Genomic DNA, 22,854 nt, shown 5'->3' on the forward strand with positions numbered 1-22,854 from the left:
TTGAGTTTGAAAGCGATTGTAAAAAAGTATATCGCTGGCTGCCGCGGTTCTTTATAATGGCTGTAAGTGGCTGTTTCTAAATAAATAAGAACATTTCTACATAAAAAGGGGTGGGTGCAACGCAGGCCCGCCACGCTAGATGTCTGCGAATATAAATATATCGAACATAATCAACCCTGACCGGTTGATCAGGGTCTCCATTGCGGCGGATAATGCCGAATTCCTGTTTGACGCCATGCAAGGCACCGACGGGATGTCTACTCTTTCCGACTATACCGTACGCCTGCTGCATCGCTCGATGCAGGTCGATGTGCGGGCATTGCTTGGCAAGTCTCTCACGCTGACCATCAACACGGCGGCAGCGCCCCGGCATATCAATGGCGTGATCGCCAGTTTTGCGCTGGTAGGGCAGGAAGGCGACGTAGATCGTTACTTTGTTTACGAAGCGCGCGTAGTGCCCTGGTTCTGGCTGGCGACACACAAAAAAGAATTCCGCATCTACCAGAACCAGTCTGTGCCAGAGACCATCAAACAGGTGCTGGCGCCCTATGGCTATGCGTTTGAGTTCGACTTGGTAGAAAGTTACACGCCGCGTGTCTATTGCGTGCAATATGACGAAACTGATTTTCAGTTTGTGAGCAGGCTGCTGGAGGCCGAAGGCATTCATTATTACTTTCGTCATGAGCAGGAAAAGCACACGCTGGTCATGAGCGACGAAATCCAGAGCCACAAGCCGGTAGACGGTTACGAACACGTACCGTATTTCACTGAAGACAAACTGACGCTGCCACAGCAGGACTATATGACACATGTGGCGGTGTTTCAGGACCTGAGGCCAGGGCAATACACCACCAACGACTATAACTTCACCACACCCCGCGCAGACCTGGCGGCGCGCCAGCAAATCAAGCTGGATCACGCGCACAATGAAGCGGAAGTGTATGAATGGCCAGGCAATTACGGGGATGATCCGCTGGGCGAGCGTTATGCGCGCCAGCGCATGCAGGAACAACACCATGTTCGAGATACCAGGACGCTGCGCAGCACGGCGCGGGGCGTAGCCACCGGTTCGTTGTTCAACCTGGTTCGCTGCCCCCGTACAGAAGAAAACCGCGAATACGTGGTGCTGGGCACCAGTTATAATCTGAAAGAGAACAACTACCATTCAGTCGGCTCGCCAGAGGAGGCTGCCCAAAACGGCCGTCGTTGCGTGTTCGATCTGACCGTGCAATGCGCTACCTTGCCGTTCAGGCCACCGCGTATTACGCGCAAGCCTCGTACCCAGGGCCCGCAGACGGCGGTGGTCGTCGGCCCCCAGGGTAAAGAGATCTGGACCAATGAATATGGCCAGGTCAAGGTGCACTTTCATTGGGACCGATACGACAAAAAAGACGAGAACAGTTCATGCTGGATTCGGGTTTCGAGCAGTTGGGCCAGTAGTAACTTCGGGGCGATCCAGGTACCGCGCATTGGTGATGAAGTCATTGTAGATTTCCTGAACGGGGATCCTGATGCGCCGATTATTACAGGCCGGGTGTACAACGCGGCGATGATGCCGCCGTGGAAACTGCCGGAGAACGAGACCCAGATGGGGATTTATTCACGCTCCAGTCCTGGCGGCCACTATTACACTGCCAATGCCTTCCGGTTCGAAGACAAAACAGGACGTGAAGAGATTTATATACACGCGCAGAAGGATCGAAACGAGAAGACCAAAAACAACCATACCGAGAGAATTGACAATAACTGGGTTCAATCAGTGGGGCATCATAAGGTCATCGAAGTTGATGGAAACCACAGTGAATCCGTGCATGGGAACATGACCTTGCACGTGGGGCCCAGCGGAATCGGTCGAGTGCTCTCCAAATCGTTCCGAAAGCTGGTAGAAGGTATCTCCGACATCGCAAAATCGTTGCCCATTCCCGGCATCAATCAACTGGGGCGCGGGGTGTACTCGCTTTTTGCGGATCAGGCGATCAACGAGGCGACAGCCGGCGTGAAAACGCAATTTGTCGGGATATCAAAAACGGTATCGGTCGGCAGCACCATCGTTGAGCAGGCCGGACATTCTATTCAACTTGTTTCCGGTTCGCACTTGTCAGGGGATGCGGGTGATACAGTGGCTTTTACGTCTAACGGCGAGTTTCATGTTCAAGTCGGAAAATCGGAATTGCGCTTAACTTCCGATGGATTCATCAGGTTGAGTGGAGATACTCTCTTTTTGAATTTCGAGAATGGCATTGAGATGCAAGCCAAGAACGAAATCGCGATGTCATCCGCGAAAATTAACCTCAACTGAATTTAAATTATGAAAGTAAGCCAACGCCTTATTTCAACCGGAATAATATTTTTATTGTTTGCCGTACTATTGGGCACGGCACTTTTGGCAGGAAAAAAGAGCGAAGCCGCCCTTGTGTCGGAAAATGGTCAGCTTTCCTGCTCCAAAGAGCAATTTGACGACTACACCAAGAATATGCTTCTGGCAGGCGAAATGACGCTTTCCCAACAGCCGGACTCCGGCACTCTGGCGCAGCAGCAAAAGCTGATTGATGCTTTTGCTGCCATGTCGCTGCCCAAGGATAAAACGGTCATTGCTGCGGGTCACACCGAGAGTGGGAAAGTTTATACAACGACGTGCGAAAGCGAAAAATGCACACTGAACGAAATGGCACAACCTGAACAGGCGTGCCTGAAAGCACATTGGAATGATTGTCCTTATGTGGGAATGCAGTTCAGAGAGAAAAAATATTGTTTTTTAGCTCCCGCCGGTCAATAACATGAGCGATAACAAGTTCCCTTTTGGCAATGACATAACCAAGCCTGATCAATGGGTTGGCAATATGGCCACCAAATCGCAAAGATGGCTTGTTTCATATGAAGGCAGTTTTGCGATAGGTTGTGGATACCACAGCTTCATTTTCCTCGGGCTCGATAGCATGAGCATTGGAATTGCGAATATTTTGAATTGCGGGCTATCGGCCAGTCTGCCCATTGGCAAGCTTTTCAAAGCAGTGGGAGGTGGTGCCAGGGAGGCGCTTGCGCTCGATAAAGCAAATGATCTGGTTGGTAATGGCAAAAAGTCATACGATGCCGCCAAAATGGAGAGCGAACAGAGTAATGTGACTTCCGGCATGGCGCTTTACGAAAGAATGAAGAAGGCCATCCCGCAGTACATGCGATCTGTTGTTCCGTTCTCATTGGAAGACCTGGCCGGAATGCCCGGGGGGATTGCTGGTGCCGAGGTGGAGGTAGTTGGCGCAGCGAGCATATACAGGATTGAAGGCTATGACAGTGTAAGGGGAGCGCTGAACAGCGAATTCATCTTCGGCCCGGTTCATGTTGCTAATGCCGGTACTGGCCTGGTTTCCGCAGGAGTCAGTCTCGCTGTTGGGGTATGGAGTCTCGAGTCCAGTCATAATCTTTACTGGGAGCTGGGCAGAGCGGCGCAGGCGCGTTGTATCGTTGAAAACTCCTCGCCCGGCTACGATCAACCCTATCTGCAAATTCCTAACCTTCACCCGTACTTGCAATCGCTGCCGCCGGCGGGTTGCTCTCCTTTGGACACGCATTTCAGTCCATCGAGAATGATTCCTCAGCCTTTTGATTAAACGATGACTTCCAGCCGTGATTCTCACCCTAACGCTCCCGCTTTAGCAGGCGCCATCCTTTCTGAGGGTGGTCAAAGCATGCCCGATTTGTGGCGTATCGTCCATTCAAACGCCAATCTTTGTGTGCGATTCATCAAGAGTGGCCGTACGAATCGAGAAGTAACCATTGCCGAGCTGATAGGGGAAGCACAAGATAAAATCAGGAGTCAATTTCAAAGCCTCGAGGCGCAGGCCTGGATAAAGCTCTGCACAGCGGCAGGAAATACTCAGATCGGTGCCGCCATGGTCTCATGGTGCATGAACGCGACCCCTGCCCAGGTTTGGGCGGCTTGGAAAGAGCTGGAACGCTCGATGCCTTTCGACGAGATCTTCTTTTTGGCAGCGCGCAATATGAATCAAGAGTTTTTGTTCGTCGAGAGAAAATTGTCTGCTTATGTGTCTCATTACTACGCCGACAGACTGAAAATGTATGTCTCTTTGGCTGCACACCCAAATGAGATTGAGTGCAACATGACGCCCGCGCAATTGAGTTCGCTTCCGCGAGAGCTGGCCGATTTCCTGGCCCACCCGGCCGTGAACATTGTTGGGCGGGTATGATTGTTTCAGTGTAAGCCTCACCTTTGGTGGAGGCGTTCAGGTGTCTGACGGAGATAAAGCAATGCCAAAAACCGTGAGGTTAAAGGATATGGCGTTTGATCAGGATCGCTCTCCGCTCACCACGGCCAGTGAAGCGTCGCCAAAACGATTAGACGGATAAATCTGCATGACAAAAACTATGGCCATTTCCAGAGGATTCAAAGCGTTGATCAAACTTCCCGTGCTACTCAAATGCCTTTTTGTGATTTTATTGGCAGGCAATACTATCTGCTTCGCAGCCACAGTTGACGAAAAAATCCAAACCGCTTTCGACACGATGGCGTCAACAGAAAACCAGAATGATTTCTACGCTGCGGTACGCAGTATAGCTGCACTTGGAAACGATGCTGTTCCTGTGCTGACAAAACGCTTGATTGCCGCCGCAGACGATGAGCAGCGGGTACAGATTAGCTATGTACTCGGAACAATCCTGGGTCAGGCGAAGTTCAAGCGCGAAACGGTGAACGTGCCTGCTGAACTGGTTGAGTATACGGGCCAGGCGTTGCTGGCGTCGCAGGAACTGGCATTCGAAGCCAATCTGGCGAATCTGGCCGTGTCTATCGCCCCTCACCCGGCCGAACTTGTCCCGGGATTGCTTGCCCTGCTGGAACGAACTGAAAACGAAGGGCTGGGAGCGACAACCTCGGTAGCCATTGGCTCACAAGGTGATGGCATGCTGCCGCTGGTGCGACAGGCGCTGTTGAACACCGATAATGACAGGTTCGCCGGCGACCTTGCATGGATTCTTTACGATACGGAACTGCCGGAAAACGTGATCGTCAAACTGCAATCTTTGCTGAAATCTGACATTGCCTCTGGTCGAAAAAATGCGGCTCGCACGCTTGGGCGCGCTGGTAAAACCGAGGGACTGCTGCAGGCCGCACTGCTTGATCTCGCTTCTGCGAAGAAGGGGATGGATCTGAATGTGGCCGCCGGGGCTGTGAAAAAATATACGGATGGCAGCGTGCAAGTTGCCCAGGCGCTCGCAGAGGCTTTTGGTCGGGCAAATCGAATGGAAGAGCGGATGACAATCATCGATGCGTTAATTGCGACAGGAGAGCCGGGAAAGCGCAAAGTGTTCGAGCTTATTGAAGCGGCCAGCGATTCTGAAATTGTCCGCGATCTGATGATGAGTACGAACAGCCGCTTGAAGGATGATGTTCGCCTGCCGCAGGCTTATCTGACACTCCTGAACAGATCGGACAATGACAACTTGAGTAAGGTAGCGATACAAGCCCTTGTCATGACGGGAGAAACCGGGCGTGCGGTTGTTGCCGCCAAGATCAAAGATCAAAGCATTGACGACGGATTAGGTCAGAAATTACTGCGCGGTTTTGATTCTAAAACTGCGCCTAATCCCCAATAAACACCATAGCTGACTCGGAGGAATATAAAAATGCCAGCAGCAACACGTCAAGGAGATGTCGGTTCCGGTCACGGTTGTCATTTTCCTGCAACCAATGCAAGCGGGGGTAGCCCGACAGTTTTTATCAATGGCAAACCAATAATGCGTTTGGGCGATAGTTACGAGTCTCATGCCTGCTCTGCGGGACATGCTGGCTCACACGAGCGTGCCTTAAGCGAAGGGTCAGCGAGTGTATTCATCGAGGGCCGGCCTGCTGGAAGAGTGGGAGATGCTATTGATTGCGGCGGTGCCGCGCAAACGGGTTCCTCGGATGTGTTCATCGGCGATGAAGGGCCAGGCGGAACCGAATGTCAGATGAAACAGGCCAAGCAAGCTTCGCCCGCGACAAAAGGTTAGTCAATATGCAAGATTCGGCGGTAGTTGATTATTTGCCGGATGAGTATCCACGGTTGCGTGATTACCTTTTTGCGCTAATAGCGGATCCAGATACCCGGGTGTATGCCGTCATGGATGGTGCTTTTTTTCAGAACATCGCAGCAAAACTACGGGATGCCGGATTGGCGCGTCGGTCGCTCTATCGCTATGGTGGTGATTATTCAGTCGTTATGGGTGGACCGTGGTTAATTGATCCTTACCAGCAAGAGAATTCGGGCAATCTCTCCATTGAAACAGGAAATGTGTCAAACGAACAAAGAATTACTGAGATCACCTCACGATTCGAAGCCATACTGCAGCTTGCCGCAGATACATCTGGCCTGGTGTTTTGGGTTGGAGACGCATCGCTCACGGAAGCTGCTCTTTATGACCATTTGCGCAGACTCAATCAGATAGAAGTCCCAAAGAGTTCTTCTGAGAGCAACGAGTCAGCAAATTCAGGCGGCTATGAACTCGTGACATTTCGGCATGCGGATGCCAATGTGATGGCGCAAGTGTTGCCTTCCCTGGATGCCAGTCAACTATCCCGGTTGTTTGGCTCGTGTCGACAGATTTTTTTTAAGCCTGAACCGGACTGGAGTAAAAGCGCCATGCGTATGGTAAGGCCAGATGATCTACCTGAGCCACCTGGCGGGCCATTGCGGTGGACGCATCAAACTATATGCGCGATAGAAGGTATGCGTTTTAACTGGCTTACAACACGAACCATGAAATACCTGCACAAAGTAGCGGACCAGCGCGTTAGGGGTATATCAGACGAGATGTTGAGGACAGACGTGCACAAATGGCTAAAAGCAGCTGCTGCGCATGGGGTGAATCAAGAGTCCGCCTTTAGAAGATGGGCTTATTTGCAGGTTGTTACGGGAGGAAGATTGGAAGTGGCTCCAGGACTGAGCGATTTTATGATTTCGGCTGAGCTGACTTCCGACCCGAACGAAAGGGTAAGGATTCTGATGCGAGAAACTATTAAATATTTGAAGGGAGTTTGATATGCCAGCTCCTGCCATTCCATTGGTGATCTGGGGGATCGGCGGCCTTCTTTTGGGCGGTGCCGCTCATGAACTTACACCTGGCAAGGAACAGCGAGAACACGATTTGGAAAATCTCGGTGGTGCTATCTTTGGGAGTAACGCCACGCAGATGGAGCAAGCGGATGAGGGGGCAGAAGACGATTCACTGCCAGGTACTGTTATCGATGCATGCTCAACATGCGAGCCCCCAGATGATGAGGACGAGCAAGCGGCCAAAGATTCCAAAAGAATGTCGAAAAAAGAGCTGGAAAGCGCAGCTAAGAAGAATGGTTATGAAGATGCCCATGCCTTGAAACGAGATTATGGCCTGGATTCCAGAAGCGATATTTTTGTTGATAAGCAAGGTAACATGTATGCGGGACCGAGACAAGGAACCGGAACGCCTCAACGACTAGGAATAAATATTAATGGATTATAAGATGCAAATAGATTTATGCTTATATGGAAATTCGATACCGCCGAAAGAAATAACGGATATGCTCGGAGTCGAACCAGATACGGCATTATTGAAAGGAGAGAGAAACAAAGAACGTGATCTGCCACGCCAAAACCTTTGGTCTTTACGTTCGGATCCAAATGGAGATAGCGTTGAGAAGCAGTGGTATTCCATTATTCAGAGATTGGGAAATAAATGGGATCAGTTCGTTGATGTTTCAAAACGCGGTGATGTAAAGATTACTATTATTGTTAATGTAGATGAATATATTCCATCAATCATGATTCCTCCAAACATGGCATTCGCTGCGGCGACTCTGAATGCGTATATTGATATAGATCACTATAAATAGGGTATTTACCCTGATTACAGTTCTGGAGGGTGTAAATAATTCTGTGTAACCGCCTGAGTTATACATGATCGCTGATGCGATCTTCGAATTCAATGATAAACCGATTCAGTGCAGGCTTCCAATCTTTACCCGGTCTGGGTGTAATAATAGACGGTTTACACAGTTTTATTTACAGACTCGGGCGGTGCAATATCGCGCCCATGTCCTGATAGATGGGGACCAGCCTGATATGCTAGCTATGTAAGCGCTGTTTCTGAATACGGACCTATCTTTTTTTCTAGCGCGGCTGGCTCTCTTGATTGTCGTCGCAATTGCGATAGCTCTTTATCGCAAGACTATTGCCGATATCGCTTATTCGGTGCTAATGGTTGTAGTATTGGTTTTTTTTTTGGCCAACTTGCTGTCGGTCACTGTTTATCGGATATTGTCCTGAGAACGCCAAACATAACCGTACTGCAAATATCACGCTTGAAGCCAGCTTTCTGCGTGATTTTTTTGATCTATGTAAATTACTTTTGACCGCTGTACTCTTAGAATGCTCGCAAATAGTCGTCACGTTTGCAGGCAGCGATGGTGTATTGGTCAATTCTCAGGCTTCATAATTGGCAGCCGCCAGGAAAGCGGGAACGTCCCTTTTCTTCACTTCGTACACGCCATAGGCATTATAGGTTGCGGCTTGTCTGCATCATGCCAATGCTCAGCGTGCTTGCAGCAGCCAACATCAGCGCGCAAACGCTTCGTGCAGACTTGCTGGATGCCCAGCACATTCAACGGCAGCAACAACAGCAACAATCCCTTAAAAGCCGCTTGCCATCGGCAGACGTCACCCCGTTCATTCCCACCATTTCCCCTATCGATCGCACGCATTATCCCGCCGAGACACCTTGCTTTCCAATCACGCATGTTACCTTGAATGGCGATTCGGCCACGCGTTTTGCATGGGCGCTGGATGCGGCCCTTGCTCCCAGGAACACGACGGGCCATTTACCGTCGCCCATAGGGCAGTGCCTTGGCGCGCAGGGCATTGAATTGTTGGCCAGCCAGGTGCAGAACTCAATCATGGCTGCTGGGTATATTACCAGCCGTGTGATGGTCGAGCCCCAGAATATCGGCGCCGGACATCTGGCACTGTCGCTTATCCCAGGGCGAGTCCATGAGATTCGTTTTTCGGGGGCAGCCTGGATGCCGACAACCATGCGACGGGTACAGCCTCTTCGATCGTCAATAACGGTTCGATCATTGAAATTGCGGGCTCCGCGACGGTTCATACCGAGAAACTGAACAATGTGAATGCGGATTATCGGACTCAATTGCAGCAGGTGGGTCCCATTCAAAAGGTCGTAGAGTTCGAACCCATTATCGGTGGGGCGATCACGGCAGAACAGGCACTCAAGCTGCAGGCAGGTCGCGATATTGATATTGCCAGTACGCTGACCCATTCGGACAGCCGTTCCGGCCAGGACCGGTACCAATATACGGGCATTGATCGCCTGGCCGGCCTATACGTAACCGGAGCGCAGCAACCCGGTCAACTGCATGTGCAGGCGGGGCGCAATCTGACACTGACCGCCGTTGCTGTTGCGAATGCCGGCAAGGCTGATGAGAGCAGTACCACCTTGCAAGCCGGCAATGACCTTGCATTGAAGACCCTGACCACGAGTAAAAGCGACCTGGTGGTGAGCGATGCCAGGAACTTTGTCAAAAGCGCGTCTTCACAAGAGGTGGGCACGCAGATCGCCAGCGAGGGCGACATCCGGCTGCAGTCGGCCAATGACGTCACGCTTAGGGCGGCCGATGTCACCAGCCAGCAGGGCGCTGTGGTGGTTCAGGCAGGGCGCGACATTGGTATCCAGGCCGGTTCGTTTGAGCTTTCCGGAACCTTGCAAAATTACGAGAGTAAGCGTAGCGGTCTGGCCACCAAATCATCGGTCATCAAGAGCGACGTACAGCGGCAAACGTTGCAGGGCAGCGCTGTCAGCGGCGACACAGTAAGCCTGCTGGCCGGGCGCGACCTGAGCATTGTTGCCAGCGATGTGGTCTCGGATAATAACACCACTCTGGCCGCCAAAAACAACGTTCGGGTTGAAGCTGGGACCGAGAGAAGCCGCGAGCACGATTACCGCAAGACTACTAAATCGGGAATATTAAGCGGTGGCACACTGGGCTTTACCATCGGCTCGCAAAGCAGCACCTACCGGATGGATGCCGAGGGCGCCATGCAAAGTCAGGCGCGCAGCAGCGTGGGCAGCCTCAACGGCGATACCAGGCTGTTTGCGGGAGAACAGCTCACGGTTCGCGGTTCAGACGTATTGGCCCAGGGCGATGTACTGCTCAAAGGCAAGGCCGTGGTCATAGACCCGGGCACAGACCAGCGGCAGAGTAAAGAAGTACATGAGTTCCAGAAAAGCGGCCTGACTATTGGCGTAGAAGTGCCGGTTGTTGAGGCTGTGCAGGCGGCGGTGCGTGCAGCCGAGCAGAATGGCAAAAGCAAAAATGCACGCGTCAATGCGATGGCGGCGGCCAATACCGGATGGTCTAGCTACAAGGCCGCGCAGCAAATGGGCAATATGGGGCAGGCCATGGCTCAGCTACAGGCCGGGGACGCCAAGGGCGCCGCCAGCACCTCTGGTATTAAAGTGTCCATCACCTATGGCAACCAACGCAGCCGCAGCAGTACCGAGGTGCAGCAGACACAGACCAGCGGCAGTCAGGTGCTGGCACAGAACACTGTCACCGTGCTGGCAGCGGGTGGGGGTGCAGACTCTGACATTACAGTCACCGGTTCCGACATTGCCGGCAAAAAAGGCACCATTCTGATAGCGGATGATGCCATCAGCCTTGCTGCTGCAGCACAAACCTATAAAGAGCGCAGCAAAAACAGCTCAGCTGGCGGCAAAATTGGCGTGTCTGCCGGCTACGAAAATGGCTCTGCGGCAATAGGCATTACGGTGGGCGCGAATGTTGGCAAGGGTCATGGCAAGGGCGATGAAACCCGCTATGAATATACCCATGTGGGCGATCGCAATAGCCGGACCGTGCTGCACAGCGGCGGTGGCACCACCCTGAAAGGCGCACAGGTGGCCGGCTCGCAGGTGGTGCTGCAGGCATCGGATCTGTCCATCGAAAGTCTGCAAGATACCTCGACCTACAAGGGCAAGCAGTTGAACGCCCAGGGCGAAGTCACCATTGGTTACGGGGCATCCGGATCGGGCAGCGCGTCCAAATCCAAAATCTCGGCCGACTACGCCAGCGTCAATGAACTATCGGGCATTTTTGCGCAGGATCTGGGTTACCAGATCGACGTTGATGGCCATACCGATCTGACGGGGGCAGTCATTACCTCCAGTGCCCAGGCTGAGGCAGCAGGCCGAAATCGCCTGACCACTGGTACGCTGGCCGCACGCGACATCAAAAACTACAGTCGCGTCAAGGCCAGTAGCGTAGGCATTGGCGGGGATGGTGGCTTCATGGGCGGTTCGGGACTGGGCGGAGCAAAAGGCCTGCAGGCAAGCATGGGCTTCGGCTCGGTCAGCAGCAATGAGAGCAGCGTAACGAAAAGCGGCATCAATACCGCCAATATCAACATCACTCGGCCAAAAGCGCAGCAGGAGAAGACTGGAAAATCCGTTGCCGAGACTATCGTCGCCATTAACAACCCGCTCACGAGCGACGAGGCGCTGACGTATGCGGGTCTGGGAAACAGTTTCGACAAAGAAGCGGTACAAAACGAAATCGATCTGCAACGCGACGTGTCGCAGGCCTTCAGCAAAAACAGCCAGGAGGCATCCGCCGAACTGAAAAAACGCATCGCCAGCAACGATGCCCTGTTCGAGGTTGGGCTGATCAGCGAACAAGAGCGCGATACGCGCAACGCCTCGCTGCGCAACTATGCCTGGATACTGGAAACGGTGGCTGCGGGTCTGGCAACTCCATCCGACAGCCTGACCGGCTCGCTGGTGGCAGCCGCCAGCCCAACCATTGCCAAGGAAATAGGCCAGCAGTTCAAGCAGACTGGTCAGGAAGGCTCAACCGGACATTATCTGGCGCATGCGGGGCTTGGTGCGCTGGTAGCTGCTGCGACGGGGAACAGCATCGCCGGCAACGCACTTGCCGCAGCGGGTTCCGAAGCGACGGCACCCGTGGCAGCCAACCTGATCTTCGGTAAAGACGTGAGCCAGTTGACACCGGATGAGAAAGCGACGGTGAGCTCGATTGCGGGTCTGGCTGGGGCTAGACTGTCCGGAGCCGCGGGCGGGGACGGTAGAAGTCTAGTCAGCGGCAGTGTGGCGGGGCGTACGTCGGTGGAGAATAACTATCTGACTGCCGAGCAGCTGGATAATTTTGCGCAACGGGCGAAGAATTGTTCTGGAGCGTCATGCAAGAAAGTCATTCAGGACATGGTGGATACCAATGTTCAACAGCAGGAGGAAATTAAAGCCGTGTGCTCAGCATCGCCTGAGCAGTGCCAGCAAAAATATGGTTATTTGATTGAACAGTGGGATGTTTTTGATAAAGCGATAAAGAAACTAGCAGCGGATAAAACATTGCCAGGTGGGTTCCGAGACTATATGCCTGCTGTTTATATGATGGATACTGAAGCGCAAGGTATTGCGGTTCAGTATGGCTGGACTAAGCGCTTTGAGACGATGGGGCTTGATAGGGAAACGGCTGAAATGATGGCAGTAACTCTTCCGGCAATACTAAATGAAGGACGTGGAAAAGGTAGTAAAGGTGGTAAGGTAATCACAGATAAAAAAACAAAAATTGCTGGATTTGAAGGCGAGCAAAAAGAATCAAATAAATTAAGTGCAAACTCTAAAAAGACAAAAAATCTCAGCCAAAACGAAGTTAACTCAATTTATAACCAGCAACTGATTAAGGATGCAGAAAAAATTTCAACGGCTAAACCAGGGAAACAAGCAGTTGTACCGAGAGATCTTAATGAACAAATGTTCTGGCAGTCCGTTCAATCTAAACCATTACAAGGTAAAGAGTTGCCTGGATTAAATAATGATCCTCGTTTTCCGACATCAGCAGGCTTTCAAAAGATGGAAGCAAAACACAGACTTCCAGATGGTCAAACTATAACCATACATTATCAGTACAATTCAACTACTGGTAAAGTTTATGATATGAAAATTGCTACACCACAAAGGGTTCAACAAGATCCGAAAAAAGTTGTAGACACAATAAAGGATAAAGTTAAATGAGAATAAAAGAATCGAATGGTGAATCTATTGATGTATTTGCTATTTATTGGATAAATAATAAATCGCTATGCCTTGGGTTGCCTAAAGGATATGGAGGCCTATCTGTTTATGACCTATCGGAAGTCGATTTAATAGAGTCAGAACTGAATGGCAAGCTGATCTACTTCCAAAATGAAGGAGCTGGTTCTGGTGTATATCATTGGGCCCTAATCGAAGAGTCATTATTAGATGGCTTACTTGAATTAGATGAAACTGCCTATAAAAGGTTTTTAGATATATTAAACGCTGAAGGTCAATTAGACGATGACTTTTATTGATAATTACGATCCTAAACCTCTTTAGTCTTTTCACTACCCTTTTATCAGCCTGATAAATTAAAACGTCCAAGCAACGGAGAATCCGAAATTGATATTGGAAAAGATCTTGGCGACGGTGAGTTCGCTCGCGGGACTTGCCGTAGCAGGGCTTGCGGGAGCTGTCGGTGACGATGGCAAGAGCGTACAACGCCAAGACCAATAGTCATTTGAAAATTGCTTTACAGATCTAACAGTAATAACAATATAGTCAGAGTGTATTGGTAGCCTAAGGCGGCACGGCATAGACTACCCGGTTTGCTGCACCTGAATTCTGGCTATGTAATGACAAAAGAAATACGCCTTAATGCGTTCCTGATGAACTGCGTCGGTCATCTGGCGCCTGGCCAGTGGACGAATCCTGAAGATACATCCTCCGACTATCTGAATGCCCAGTACTGGGTTGATCTGGCCGAGCTGCTGGAGCGGGGGTTGTTCGATACGCTGTTTCTAGGTGATGTTACCGGTGTGTACGATGTGGACGGCGGCACGGCTGAAAACGCGTTGACAAACGCCGCGCAGACCCCCATGAATGACCCGTTTCCTCTGATTTCGCTTATGGCGCATGCAACCCGACACCTGGGTTTTGGCGTGACGGCGTCTGTCGCCTACGATCCGCCGTACCTGTTGGCGCGCCGGTTTACCACGCTGGATCACCTGACAAAAGGCCGAGTGGCCTGGAACATTGTCACGTCCTATCTTGAGAGCGGCGCCCGCAGCCTGGGGCAGGAAAACCTGCTTGGTCATGATGAACGCTATGATCGCGCCGACGAATACCTGGACTTATGTTATCGGTTCTGGGAAGACAGCTGGGATGACGGCGCCGTCTCGCGTGATGCTCAGGCGGGCAAGTATGTCGACCCTGCCGGTATACACGCCGTTAATCACGAGGGGCGCTATTTTCGATCTCACGGTATTTTCCAATGTGAGCCGTCGCCACAGCGCACACCGCTTATTTTCCAGGCGGGCGGGTCGCAGCGCGGTGGCCAGTTTGCGGCGCGCCATGCCGAATGCGTATTCGTTGGTGCGCCAACGCGCGAGGGCGTCAGGCGCAGTGTTGCGCAATTGCAAGATCAGTTGCATGCGGCAGGGCGCAAGCGGGACGATGTCCGGATATTCGCCATGTTCACCGTGATTGTTGAAGAAACCGCGGCGCTGGCTCGCCAGCGACATCAGGAGTACCTGGCTCGTGCCAACCTGGATGGCGCCCGTGCACTGCTTTCCGGATGGACTGGTATTGATCTGTCTCGCTATAGCCTGGACGATGAGTTGGTCTATGTGGATACGAATGCCGGGCAATCGGCGCTGGCGTCGTTCAGCAAGCTGGATCCGTCACGAACCTGGACCTTGCGCGACGCGCTTGAATTTGTTGCCCTTGGCGGCAGAGGGCCGGTGGTGGTCGGCGACGCCCGTGAAGTGGCGGACGAACTGCAGGGCTGGGTCAACGACACTGGCATTGACGGATTCAATCTGGCCTATATAGAGATGCCGCGCACGTTTCGCAATATTGTTGATTATCTGGTGCCCGAATTACAGCGTCGTGGCGCGTACAAGCGCCAATATGCCGACGGCGTGCTTCGCGAGAAGTTGCTCTCGGCTGGCCCGTACCGCACCACGGTTTCCCCTTAGTTTTTTGGAAGAAGAGAACGCTATGCCCCGTATTTCAGAACTCCCTGTCGATAGCCTGAGCCCCGCGCTGCAGGCGCTTTTCCCGCGCTATACCGGCAACGGCTCGCATTTTGCGGACCAATTCCAGGTGCTGTCCCACGTGCAGCCCGCAGCCGAACATCTGTTTGACATGCTGCTAACGCTCAAGCAGCAACAGAATGTCCCATCCCGATATATTGAGCTGGCCATCGTAGTGGTATCGCAACTGAATCGTTGTCTTTACTGCGTGGAAAATCACAATCCGCGCTTGCAAGTCGAGGGACTGGCCGTGGATGACCCGCAAGCACTGATCGATGGCACTGCCAAGGGCCAGCTGACCGACACGGATCAACTGGTGGTCGATTATGCGATTGCCGTCACACAGGCGGCAGAACGCATTCCCGAGGCGTTGTTTGACCGTCTGCGCCAGGTGTTTACCGAAGCCCAGATTGTTGAATTGACCTTGCGCATCTCCCTTTGCGGTTTCTTTAATCGTTTCAACCAGGCGTTGCAGATTGGCGAAAGCAGCACAGCGGCACACCCGGTCTGATCCATTTCAATTGTAATTTGCACATCATGGCACCTCTTATGTCTCGTATTATCGGCCCCGGCCGCCGGCTTTTGTCCCGTTTCGTATTGGCATCGATCACGGGTGCCGCTGCTATCTCGTCCATTGCGCCAGCTGTTGCGCAGGAGGCGCTGGCGCCCATACGCATTGGCGTTCTTGTTCCGCTAAGCGGTGCCGGTGGCGCGTACGGGCCGGGCATGGCGGATGCGGCAAAGCGCGCAGCCGAGTTCATTAACAGCGAAGCCGGTGGTGTGCTCAACGGGCGCAAGCTGGAGATTGTTGTTGCCGATAGCGAAACGAACCCGACTGCGGGTGTGGCCGCTGCCCGCAAGCTGTTGGATGTCAGCAAGGTGTCTGCGATTGCCGGGTTGTGGAGCAGTTCCGTGGCTCTGGCCGTCAAGCCGCTAACGCTGGAGCGGGGCATTCCGTTGCTGGTGACCGGTACGGGTGACGAAGTCACCCAGGGCGACAACAAAGGACTGGTATGGCGATTCCAGGCCCGTGGCAGCGATTGGGGTAGGGTTTTTGCCCGCGCTGCCTATCACGACGGGGCTCGTACGGCCTCGGTCATGGTCCAGCAGGCGCCAGCCTGGACGATTATGGTAGATCCCTTTGTCACCGAGTTTCGTAAACTGGGCGGCAAGATCGTAGATGTTGTTTATTACAATCCGGGCCAGTCTTCCTATCGTGCCGAAGTGGAAAAGGTTTTTGCCAAAGAACCCGATGCCGTGTTTCTGCCAAGTTATCTGCCTGAACTGTCCGCGATTGCGCGCGAGGTTTTCCGCAGTGGCTTTACCAGCAAAATCTATTCAAACTCATCGGCTGCGGATGCCGAAGGGGCGTTCATCAAAAATGTAGGCGCCGAGGTTGCCGAGGGTATTAATCATATCCAGTCGATTCCACCAGCAGAATCAACCGCTTACAAAACCTTTTCCCAGCATACCAAAACGCCCGAGAATACGCTGGCCATATTCCCGTCCAATATGTGGGATGAGGTCTCAGTGCTTGCGCTGGCCATGGAAAAGTCCGGCAGCGCCGACCCCGCCGTTTTCAGCAAATCCATTTTGGATGTCGTTAACGGCCCGGGCACGGTAGTCGAAAACCCGGTTGACGGACTCAAAGCCCTTCGCGCTGGCAAGCCAATTTCCTACAGCGGGGCAGGAGCGCAATTTAAGTTCACGCCAACGGGAGACCAGTTGCATCGTTCCTACGGCCGTTTCATTATCAAGGACGGCGCCAACCATCAGCAGGGATTGATAGAGTGAATGCGACCGCAAGTGCGGGAACGCAAGCTGATACAGGCCTGTACGCCAGAGATATCCAGCTGTCCTATGGTGGCTTGAAGGTATTGAAGGGCGTCTCTATCAGTATCGAGCGCGGTCAGATTACTGGTATCGTCGGGCCAAATGGCGCTGGAAAATCTTCGCTGTTCAATGTGCTGGCGGGCAACGCCGCACCGGATCACGGTCGTGTCTGCCTTGGCTCGCAAGACATTACCCGGCTTGCCGTGCATGATCGCGCCCGTGCCGGCATTGCACGCACCTTTCAGCTGGCGCGCGAACTCGACAGCCTGACGGTACTTGAAAACCTGCTGCTGGCCTGGCCCGACCAGGCGGGCGATACGTTATGGCGCATTTTTTTGCAGCGCGATGGCATCCGGAAAACGCAGGAACAGGCCGTCGAACATGCACTGGCCCTGCTAGAGCGCACGCGGCTGACGCGGTTAGCCGATAGCCAGGCAGGGGGCCTGTCCGGTGGTCAGAAAAAGCTGCTCGAACTGTGCCGCGCGCTCATGCTGAACGCGCCCATTATCCTGCTGGATGAACCCGCGGCTGGCGTAAACCCGGCCTTGATGGACGAGCTGGCCGGGTTTATCAGCGAATTGCGCAATGAGGGCAAGACGTTTGCTATTGTTGAACATAATATGGATCTGATTGCCGCGCTGTGCGATACCGTGTATGTGCTGGCTGACGGTGCGGTGCTGACCCAAGGCACCTTTGCCCAGGTCGTTGCCGACAGCCGGGTCCAGGATGCTTACCTTGGAGTGACACTATGACCGCCGCGCTGACAGTGTCGGGATTGCAGGCGGGGTATGGCGGCAAACCTGTTCTGCATGGTGTGGATCTGACCGTAGCCCAGGGCAGTGCGCTGACGATTGTGGGGCCCAATGGATCGGGTAAATCCACTTTGCTCAAAGCCATCGCCGGTCAGATTCCGGCGCAGGCAGGCACGATAAAAATGGGTGAGGTTGACCTGACGCGAATGAGCGCGCAGGCGCGCACGCGCACGGGCCTGGTCTTTGTGCCGCAGGAAGGGAACGTTTTCCGAAATATGACCGTCCGGGAAAATTTGCGTCTTGGCTGGGATTTTCATCATCATGGGCCAGCGGGCAGATTGGCGCCAAAACTGGACGAAGTCTTGCAGTTATTCCCCGAGATCAAGCCCCATCTGCACACGTCGGCAGGGTTGCTCAGCGGTGGGCAGCGCCAGATGGTGGCTGTGGCTAGCGCCATGATGCTTGACCCACGCGTCCTGGTGCTGGATGAGCCTTCGGCCGGGTTATCGCCGCGCAACGCACAACTGCTGTTTGACATTATCGACCGTATTCGCCAGACCGGCCTGACGCTGCTGATGATCGAGCAAAACGTACAGCTGGGCCTGTCGGTGGCAGAGCAGGGGCTGGTTCTGGTCATGGGGCGTGTTCGGCATCGTGCGCCGGCAAGCGAACTGGCGCAGGATAAATCGCTGGCGGCGCTTTTCCTGGGCGCATCCGGTTCCCATGATGCGCATTCCCCCGACGTTTTTTGATTGAGTGACCATGCAAATTCTATTTAATGGACTGATTACCGGCATGCTGGTTGCTTTGCCTGCCCTGGCGGTCGCGTTGACCTTCAGTGTCTTGCGGTTTGCCAACTTCGCCATTGGCGCCATGATCACCAGTGGCGCTTATCTGGCATATGCATTTAATGTGGTGCTGGGCTTGCCACTTTGGCTATCGGGCATCATCGCCGTGGCGCTGTCCGCAGCCCTGGCAGTCTTGGTGGACCTGCTGGCGTTTCGCCCTTTAAGAAATCGTTCGGCGGTTACCCTCATGGTCGCGTCCATGGGTGTCTCATTTATTCTGGAAAATATCATTCGGTTCGTTGCCGGCAATACTTCGGTCGGCTATGACGTGGCATTGTCGCGTCCGTGGCGATGGGCGGGGCTGCGCATCAATGTCGAACAGGTGCAGGCGCTGGTCATCTGCCTGCTGGTGCTGCTGTCTGTCTGGGCGCTTTTTCGATGGTCCCGGCTGGGCCGGGCGATGCGCGCGGTGGCCGATAATGCGGCGCTGGCGGCTTCCCGCGGCGTCTCGCAGCAGTATGTTATTTCCATTACCTGGGCCCTGGCCGGCGGGCTGGCTGCCCTGTCGGGCATGTTGATCGGGCTGGACGCCACAGTGGATCCGCAAATGGGCTGGACTTATGCCTTGCCTGCGTTTGCTGCCGCGATCCTGGGCGGGCTGACGCATCCGTTGGCCGCGATTCCGGGGGCGCTGGTGATGGGCGTGTTATCCGAAGCGGCCACGCTGGTGCTGCCTTCGCACTATCGTTCCCTGGTGGCCTTTGTCGTCATGAGTGTGTTGCTGGCATTGCGCCCGGCAGGATTGTTTGGCAAGCGCTGGCTCACCCGATAGGAAAATGATTTCATGACAGCATACCTACTCTCGCTGCTCGCATTGGCGATGATGGCCGGCATTACCGGCCTGGCACTCAACATACAATGGGGCATGGCTGGCCTGGTCAACTTCGGGCTTTTCGGGTTCTATATGATTGGCGCGTATGCGTGCGCGCTGCTCACCACCCAACTGGGATGGTCTCCCTGGCTGGCCATGCCGGTCACGGTTATTCTGACTGTCGCGGTAAGCGCCCTGGTGTGCCTGATCTCTGTGCGCCTGGCGGATGACTATTTTGCCATCGTGACGCTGGCCTTCGCAGAAAGCGTCAAGCTGCTGATCAACAATGAAGAATGGCTGACTCGGGGCAGCATTGGCATCCCGAATATTCCCCGACCCGTTGCCAGCGATACCGGCTTGTTGGTGCTGGCTGCGGTGATGCTGCTGGTGGTTTTTGTCGTTTTTGAGATTATCACCCGCTCACCACTGGGCCGCACTGCCCGCGCGTTGCGCGATGATCCGCTGGTGGCGCAAAGTGTCGGCAAAAACGTCCTGGGCGTGCGGTTGCGTTTTTTCGCCCTGGGCGGCGCAGCACTTGGCCTTGCCGGCTGCTTGCACGCTTTTTATTATCGATATATTGATCCGTCGCAATTCAGTGTTGCCATGACGGCTTCTGCGTTCATGCTGGTCATTCTGGCCGGGCGCGGCAGCCATCGCGGCGTGCTCCTGAGCAGCCTGACGGTTGTGTTATTGCTGGAAGGCACGCGTTTTCTGGACGATTACATTTCCTGGCTGGCGCCGCATCAATTGGCTGCCCTCAGATTGATTCTGATCGGGCTGATCCTGATTCTGTTGCTGATTTTCAAGCCGCAGGGCTTTGCCAAAGAATATCGGTTTATGCGGAATCGGTGACGGCTGTCGATATAAGGCAACCCATGTCAACCTGTCCGAGGCGGCTGAGAGATCTGAAGCGGATAATGGCCCTTCGGCGCAGATTTAGATCGAAGATCGAATATCTGATTTCAAATACTGAATATAGCAAGCTTGCTTTCGTGCCGAGAGGCAGACGAAAAAACGCCGACCACTGGGACTGCCCACGGTCGGCGTTTTGTTGCGATCCCCTTAGTTCTGCAGAAATTGCAGCAGATCCTGGTTAAAGCGTTCTTTATGAGTATCGGTCAGACCGTGCGGTGCACCGGAATAAACGATAAGCTTGGCCCCTTTGATTTGCGCGGCCGATGCCTTGCCGGCGGTGTCTATCGGCACAATCTGGTCGTCATCTCCATGAATCACCAAAGTAGGCACATCGAATTTTTTCAGATCCTCACGAAAATCCGTGGCCGAGAAGGCCGCGATTGAGTCGTAGGTGTTCTTGTGTCCAGCCTGCATGCCCTGCGCCCACCAGCTATTGATCAGGCCTTGCGATACCTTGGCGCCTTTACGGTTAAAACCGTAGAAGGGACCGGATGCCAGATCAAGATATAACTGCGAGCGGTTCTCCAGCGATGCCTTGCGCAAGCCATCGAAAACCTCCAGCGGCACACCTTGCGGATTATCTGCCGTTTGCAGCATCAGCGGCGGCACCGCGCTCACCAGTACGGCTTTCTTGATGCGGCTGGTGCCATGGCGACCGATATAGCGCGCCACTTCGCCGCCGCCCGTGGAAAAGCCCACCGCGATCACGTCTTTCAGATCAAGTGTGTCAATCACAGCGGCCAGATCGTCAGCGTAGTGGTTCATATTATTGCCGTCCCAGGGCTGGCTGGAGCGGCCATGACCGCGACGGTCGTGGGCGATCACCCGGTATCCATGGTCGGCCAGGAAAATCATCTGCGATTCCCAGCTGTCCGAACTAAGCGGCCAGCCATGGCTTAAGGTCACGACCGGGCCGTCCTTTGGCCCCCAGTCTTTGTAGTACAAGCGCACGCCGTCGGTCGTGGTGATGTAGTTGCCGTCTACTGTGGCATGGGTTGCCGCTTGCGCGGCAGTGGCAGGTTGTGCTGCATGGGCGGCGACGCCAGCTTGCAGAGAGGCGGCCAGCAGGCCGGTAGCGATTGCACGGGAAGTCTTGTTCATGGTCATACTCCTGGATTGAGTCAGATGAAATAAAAAGTCAGACAAAAGAAAAAGGACAAATGAAATAAAAAGCGGCGAAATACAAAAGCGCGATATCAGTTGCCGAGCACCAGCGTTACGTCGATGTTGCCGCGCGTCGCATTGGAATACGGGCAGACAACATGGGCCTGGTCGACCAGCGCCTGCAGCGTGTCGCGGTCGATCCCGGGGGCGGCAATGGTCAGTTGTGCCTGGATGCCGAAGCCGGTGGGGATCTGGCCGATACCAACCTGGCCAGTTACGGTTGTGTCTGCGGGCAGGGCAACCTTTTGTTTGGCGGCGACGAATTTGAGCGCACCCAGAAAGCAGGCCGAATAACCGGCGGCAAACAATTGTTCCGGATTGGTGCCGGGGCCGCCGGCGCCGCCCAGCTCGCGTGGAGTGGACAATTGCACGTCAAGCACGTTGTCGGAGGAAGTGGCGCGACCTTCCCTGCCTCCTGTGGCAGTTGCAGTGGCGGTGTAGAGAACTTTTTCGATAGACATAATGAGGGGTCCTGGTAAGTGAGTTGCTTGGTTGGGGAAAGTGTTATCCCGTAAGACGTATTCTGCCCGCACCGGAAGGACGTTGGGTGATGTAAAATCCTGAAAACTTGACTAGGAGTATTAAAATGGCTGACAGGCTTGCCGCGCTGATGGCGCATTTCCCTGTAACCGCGCAGGTTTTCAATACCAGCGCGCTGTGTGGCATTAATACGGTGCAAAGCGATGGCGCCAACGGACAATTGCATTTGGTGCGCAGTGGTACGGTCCAGGTGCAATACGGCAGCCAAGTGCTGCAGGTAGATCGCCCCAGCCTGTTGCTGTTCCCAAGGCCGATGACCCATCACTTTGTGACCGACTCCGAGCTGGGGGCGGACATGGTCTGCGCCAACCTGGCTTTCGAAGGCGGCGCAGGCAATCCGATCGCCTCGGCGCTGCCCGACCTTGTCTGCCTGCCGCTGGCAGATGTTGATGGCGCCGAGCCGATATTGGCGCTGTTGTTCGAAGAAGCGTTCGAGCAGCGTTGCGGGCGCGTCGCGCTGGTTGAGCGGCTGTTCGAGGTGGTAATGATCCAGGTATTGCGCCAGCTGATGGAAAGCGGTCAAATCCATGGCGGCCTGCTGTCCGGCCTGTCGCACGCCCGCCTGCGCAATGCGCTGGTAGCGATGCATGAGGCGCCGGCGCAGGAGTGGACCCTGGACGAGCTGGCGACGGTCGCGGGCATGTCGCGCAGCGTTTTTGCCGCGACGTTTCGTGAGACGGTGGGTATCACGCCGGGCCAGTATCTGCAGGGCTGGCGCGTGCGGCTGGCACAAAAGGCCCTGCGCCGCGGGCGCCCCTTGAAGATGATTGCGGCCGAGGTCGGCTACGGCAGCGAAGCGGCGCTATCCCGTGCGTTCAAGGCGCAGGCGGGGCAGTCACCGCGGCAGTGGAAGGCGGGGTATATGTAGAGGAGGGGTT

Annotated in this window: 22 protein-coding genes; 20 read left to right on the forward strand and 2 right to left on the reverse strand. The window is 54.1% G+C overall.

What is annotated here, in order from left to right; genetic code table 11:
- Window positions 1–139 precede the first annotated feature (139 nt).
- The 19 genes from EV681_RS14510 to EV681_RS14600 all read left to right on the forward strand — a co-directional run bounded on the left by EV681_RS14510 (window position 140) and on the right by EV681_RS14600 (window position 20,209).
- The gene (locus EV681_RS14510) at window positions 140–2,299 is read left to right on the forward strand and encodes a type VI secretion system Vgr family protein (RefSeq protein ID WP_130304367.1); all 2,160 of its coding nucleotides are present in this window, start codon (window positions 140–142) and stop codon (window positions 2,297–2,299) included.
- Between the two features lie 9 nt (window positions 2,300–2,308).
- Entirely contained in the window at window positions 2,309–2,776 is a 468-nt protein-coding gene (locus tag EV681_RS14515) for a hypothetical protein (RefSeq protein ID WP_128392798.1), read from the forward strand.
- A gap of 1 nt (window position 2,777) precedes the next feature.
- On the forward strand, window positions 2,778–3,608 hold the full coding sequence (locus EV681_RS14520) for a hypothetical protein (RefSeq protein ID WP_128392797.1): 831 nt from the start codon (window positions 2,778–2,780) through the stop codon (window positions 3,606–3,608).
- A 3-nt stretch (window positions 3,609–3,611) separates the two neighbouring features.
- On the forward strand, window positions 3,612–4,205 hold the full coding sequence (locus EV681_RS14525; protein ID WP_128392796.1) for a hypothetical protein: 594 nt from the start codon (window positions 3,612–3,614) through the stop codon (window positions 4,203–4,205).
- Between the two features lie 166 nt (window positions 4,206–4,371).
- Window positions 4,372–5,610 carry a hypothetical protein gene (locus EV681_RS14530; RefSeq protein ID WP_128392795.1) on the forward strand — a complete coding sequence of 413 codons (1,239 nt, stop codon included), beginning with the start codon at window positions 4,372–4,374 and terminating at the stop codon, window positions 5,608–5,610.
- A 30-nt stretch (window positions 5,611–5,640) separates the two neighbouring features.
- Window positions 5,641–6,006, forward strand: a complete 366-nt coding sequence (locus tag EV681_RS22840) for a PAAR domain-containing protein (RefSeq protein WP_128392794.1) — start codon at window positions 5,641–5,643, stop codon at window positions 6,004–6,006.
- Window positions 5,958–7,034 (forward strand): DUF4123 domain-containing protein, encoded by a 1,077-nt coding sequence (locus tag EV681_RS14540; protein ID WP_128392793.1) that lies wholly within the window; start codon window positions 5,958–5,960, stop codon window positions 7,032–7,034. Before EV681_RS22840 ends, EV681_RS14540 begins: the two co-directional genes overlap by 49 nt.
- A gap of 1 nt (window position 7,035) precedes the next feature.
- Window positions 7,036–7,494: a polymorphic toxin type 33 domain-containing protein gene (locus EV681_RS14545; RefSeq protein ID WP_130304368.1), complete on the forward strand. Its 459-nt coding sequence runs from the start codon at window positions 7,036–7,038 to the stop codon at window positions 7,492–7,494.
- Window positions 7,484–7,864: a DUF4279 domain-containing protein gene (locus EV681_RS14550; RefSeq protein ID WP_128392791.1), complete on the forward strand. Its 381-nt coding sequence runs from the start codon at window positions 7,484–7,486 to the stop codon at window positions 7,862–7,864. Before EV681_RS14545 ends, EV681_RS14550 begins: the two co-directional genes overlap by 11 nt.
- Before the next feature lie 687 nt (window positions 7,865–8,551).
- Window positions 8,552–9,145, forward strand: a complete 594-nt coding sequence (locus tag EV681_RS14555) for a POTRA domain-containing protein (RefSeq protein ID WP_242612267.1) — start codon at window positions 8,552–8,554, stop codon at window positions 9,143–9,145.
- A gap of 5 nt (window positions 9,146–9,150) precedes the next feature.
- On the forward strand, window positions 9,151–13,074 hold the full coding sequence (locus EV681_RS14560; protein WP_130304369.1) for a hemagglutinin repeat-containing protein: 3,924 nt from the start codon (window positions 9,151–9,153) through the stop codon (window positions 13,072–13,074).
- Complete coding sequence (locus tag EV681_RS14565; RefSeq protein ID WP_130304370.1) at window positions 13,071–13,391, forward strand: hypothetical protein; 321 nt, start codon at window positions 13,071–13,073, stop codon at window positions 13,389–13,391. The genes EV681_RS14560 and EV681_RS14565 overlap by 4 nt, the downstream gene beginning before the upstream one ends.
- Window positions 13,392–13,712: 321 nt before the next feature.
- Window positions 13,713–15,056 carry an LLM class flavin-dependent oxidoreductase gene (locus EV681_RS14570; protein ID WP_130304371.1) on the forward strand — a complete coding sequence of 448 codons (1,344 nt, stop codon included), beginning with the start codon at window positions 13,713–13,715 and terminating at the stop codon, window positions 15,054–15,056.
- Window positions 15,057–15,078: 22 nt separating this feature from the next.
- Window positions 15,079–15,624: a carboxymuconolactone decarboxylase family protein gene (locus tag EV681_RS14575; protein ID WP_128392785.1), complete on the forward strand. Its 546-nt coding sequence runs from the start codon at window positions 15,079–15,081 to the stop codon at window positions 15,622–15,624.
- A 38-nt stretch (window positions 15,625–15,662) separates the two neighbouring features.
- Entirely contained in the window at window positions 15,663–16,907 is a 1,245-nt protein-coding gene (locus EV681_RS14580) for an ABC transporter substrate-binding protein (RefSeq protein ID WP_130304372.1), read from the forward strand.
- Window positions 16,904–17,698, forward strand: coding sequence for an ABC transporter ATP-binding protein (locus EV681_RS14585; protein WP_165393063.1), 795 nt, complete (start codon window positions 16,904–16,906; stop codon window positions 17,696–17,698). The genes EV681_RS14580 and EV681_RS14585 overlap by 4 nt, the downstream gene beginning before the upstream one ends.
- A complete protein-coding gene (locus tag EV681_RS14590) occupies window positions 17,695–18,450 on the forward strand; it encodes an ABC transporter ATP-binding protein (RefSeq protein ID WP_130304374.1) in 756 nt (251 codons plus the stop codon). The genes EV681_RS14585 and EV681_RS14590 overlap by 4 nt, the downstream gene beginning before the upstream one ends.
- Before the next feature lie 10 nt (window positions 18,451–18,460).
- Window positions 18,461–19,318: a branched-chain amino acid ABC transporter permease gene (locus EV681_RS14595; RefSeq protein WP_128392781.1), complete on the forward strand. Its 858-nt coding sequence runs from the start codon at window positions 18,461–18,463 to the stop codon at window positions 19,316–19,318.
- Between the two features lie 12 nt (window positions 19,319–19,330).
- On the forward strand, window positions 19,331–20,209 hold the full coding sequence (locus EV681_RS14600; protein ID WP_130304375.1) for a branched-chain amino acid ABC transporter permease: 879 nt from the start codon (window positions 19,331–19,333) through the stop codon (window positions 20,207–20,209).
- Window positions 20,210–20,419: 210 nt separating this feature from the next.
- On the opposite strand, the gene EV681_RS14605 is transcribed toward EV681_RS14600, so the two are convergent.
- Both EV681_RS14605 and EV681_RS14610 read right to left on the reverse strand, forming a co-directional pair.
- Window positions 20,420–21,373, reverse strand: a complete 954-nt coding sequence (locus EV681_RS14605; protein WP_130304376.1) for an alpha/beta fold hydrolase — start codon at window positions 21,371–21,373, stop codon at window positions 20,420–20,422.
- 95 nt (window positions 21,374–21,468) lie between these two features.
- Window positions 21,469–21,897: an organic hydroperoxide resistance protein gene (locus tag EV681_RS14610; RefSeq protein ID WP_130304377.1), complete on the reverse strand. Its 429-nt coding sequence runs from the start codon at window positions 21,895–21,897 to the stop codon at window positions 21,469–21,471.
- A gap of 125 nt (window positions 21,898–22,022) precedes the next feature.
- Between EV681_RS14610 and EV681_RS14615 the strand changes: the two genes are divergently transcribed.
- Complete coding sequence (locus EV681_RS14615; RefSeq protein WP_130304378.1) at window positions 22,023–22,844, forward strand: AraC family transcriptional regulator; 822 nt, start codon at window positions 22,023–22,025, stop codon at window positions 22,842–22,844.
- Window positions 22,845–22,854 lie beyond the last annotated feature (10 nt).

It is taken from the genome of Advenella incenata, from assembly GCF_004217095.1.
In the GTDB taxonomy this organism is placed as follows: Bacteria; Pseudomonadota; Gammaproteobacteria; order Burkholderiales; family Burkholderiaceae_B; genus Advenella; species Advenella incenata.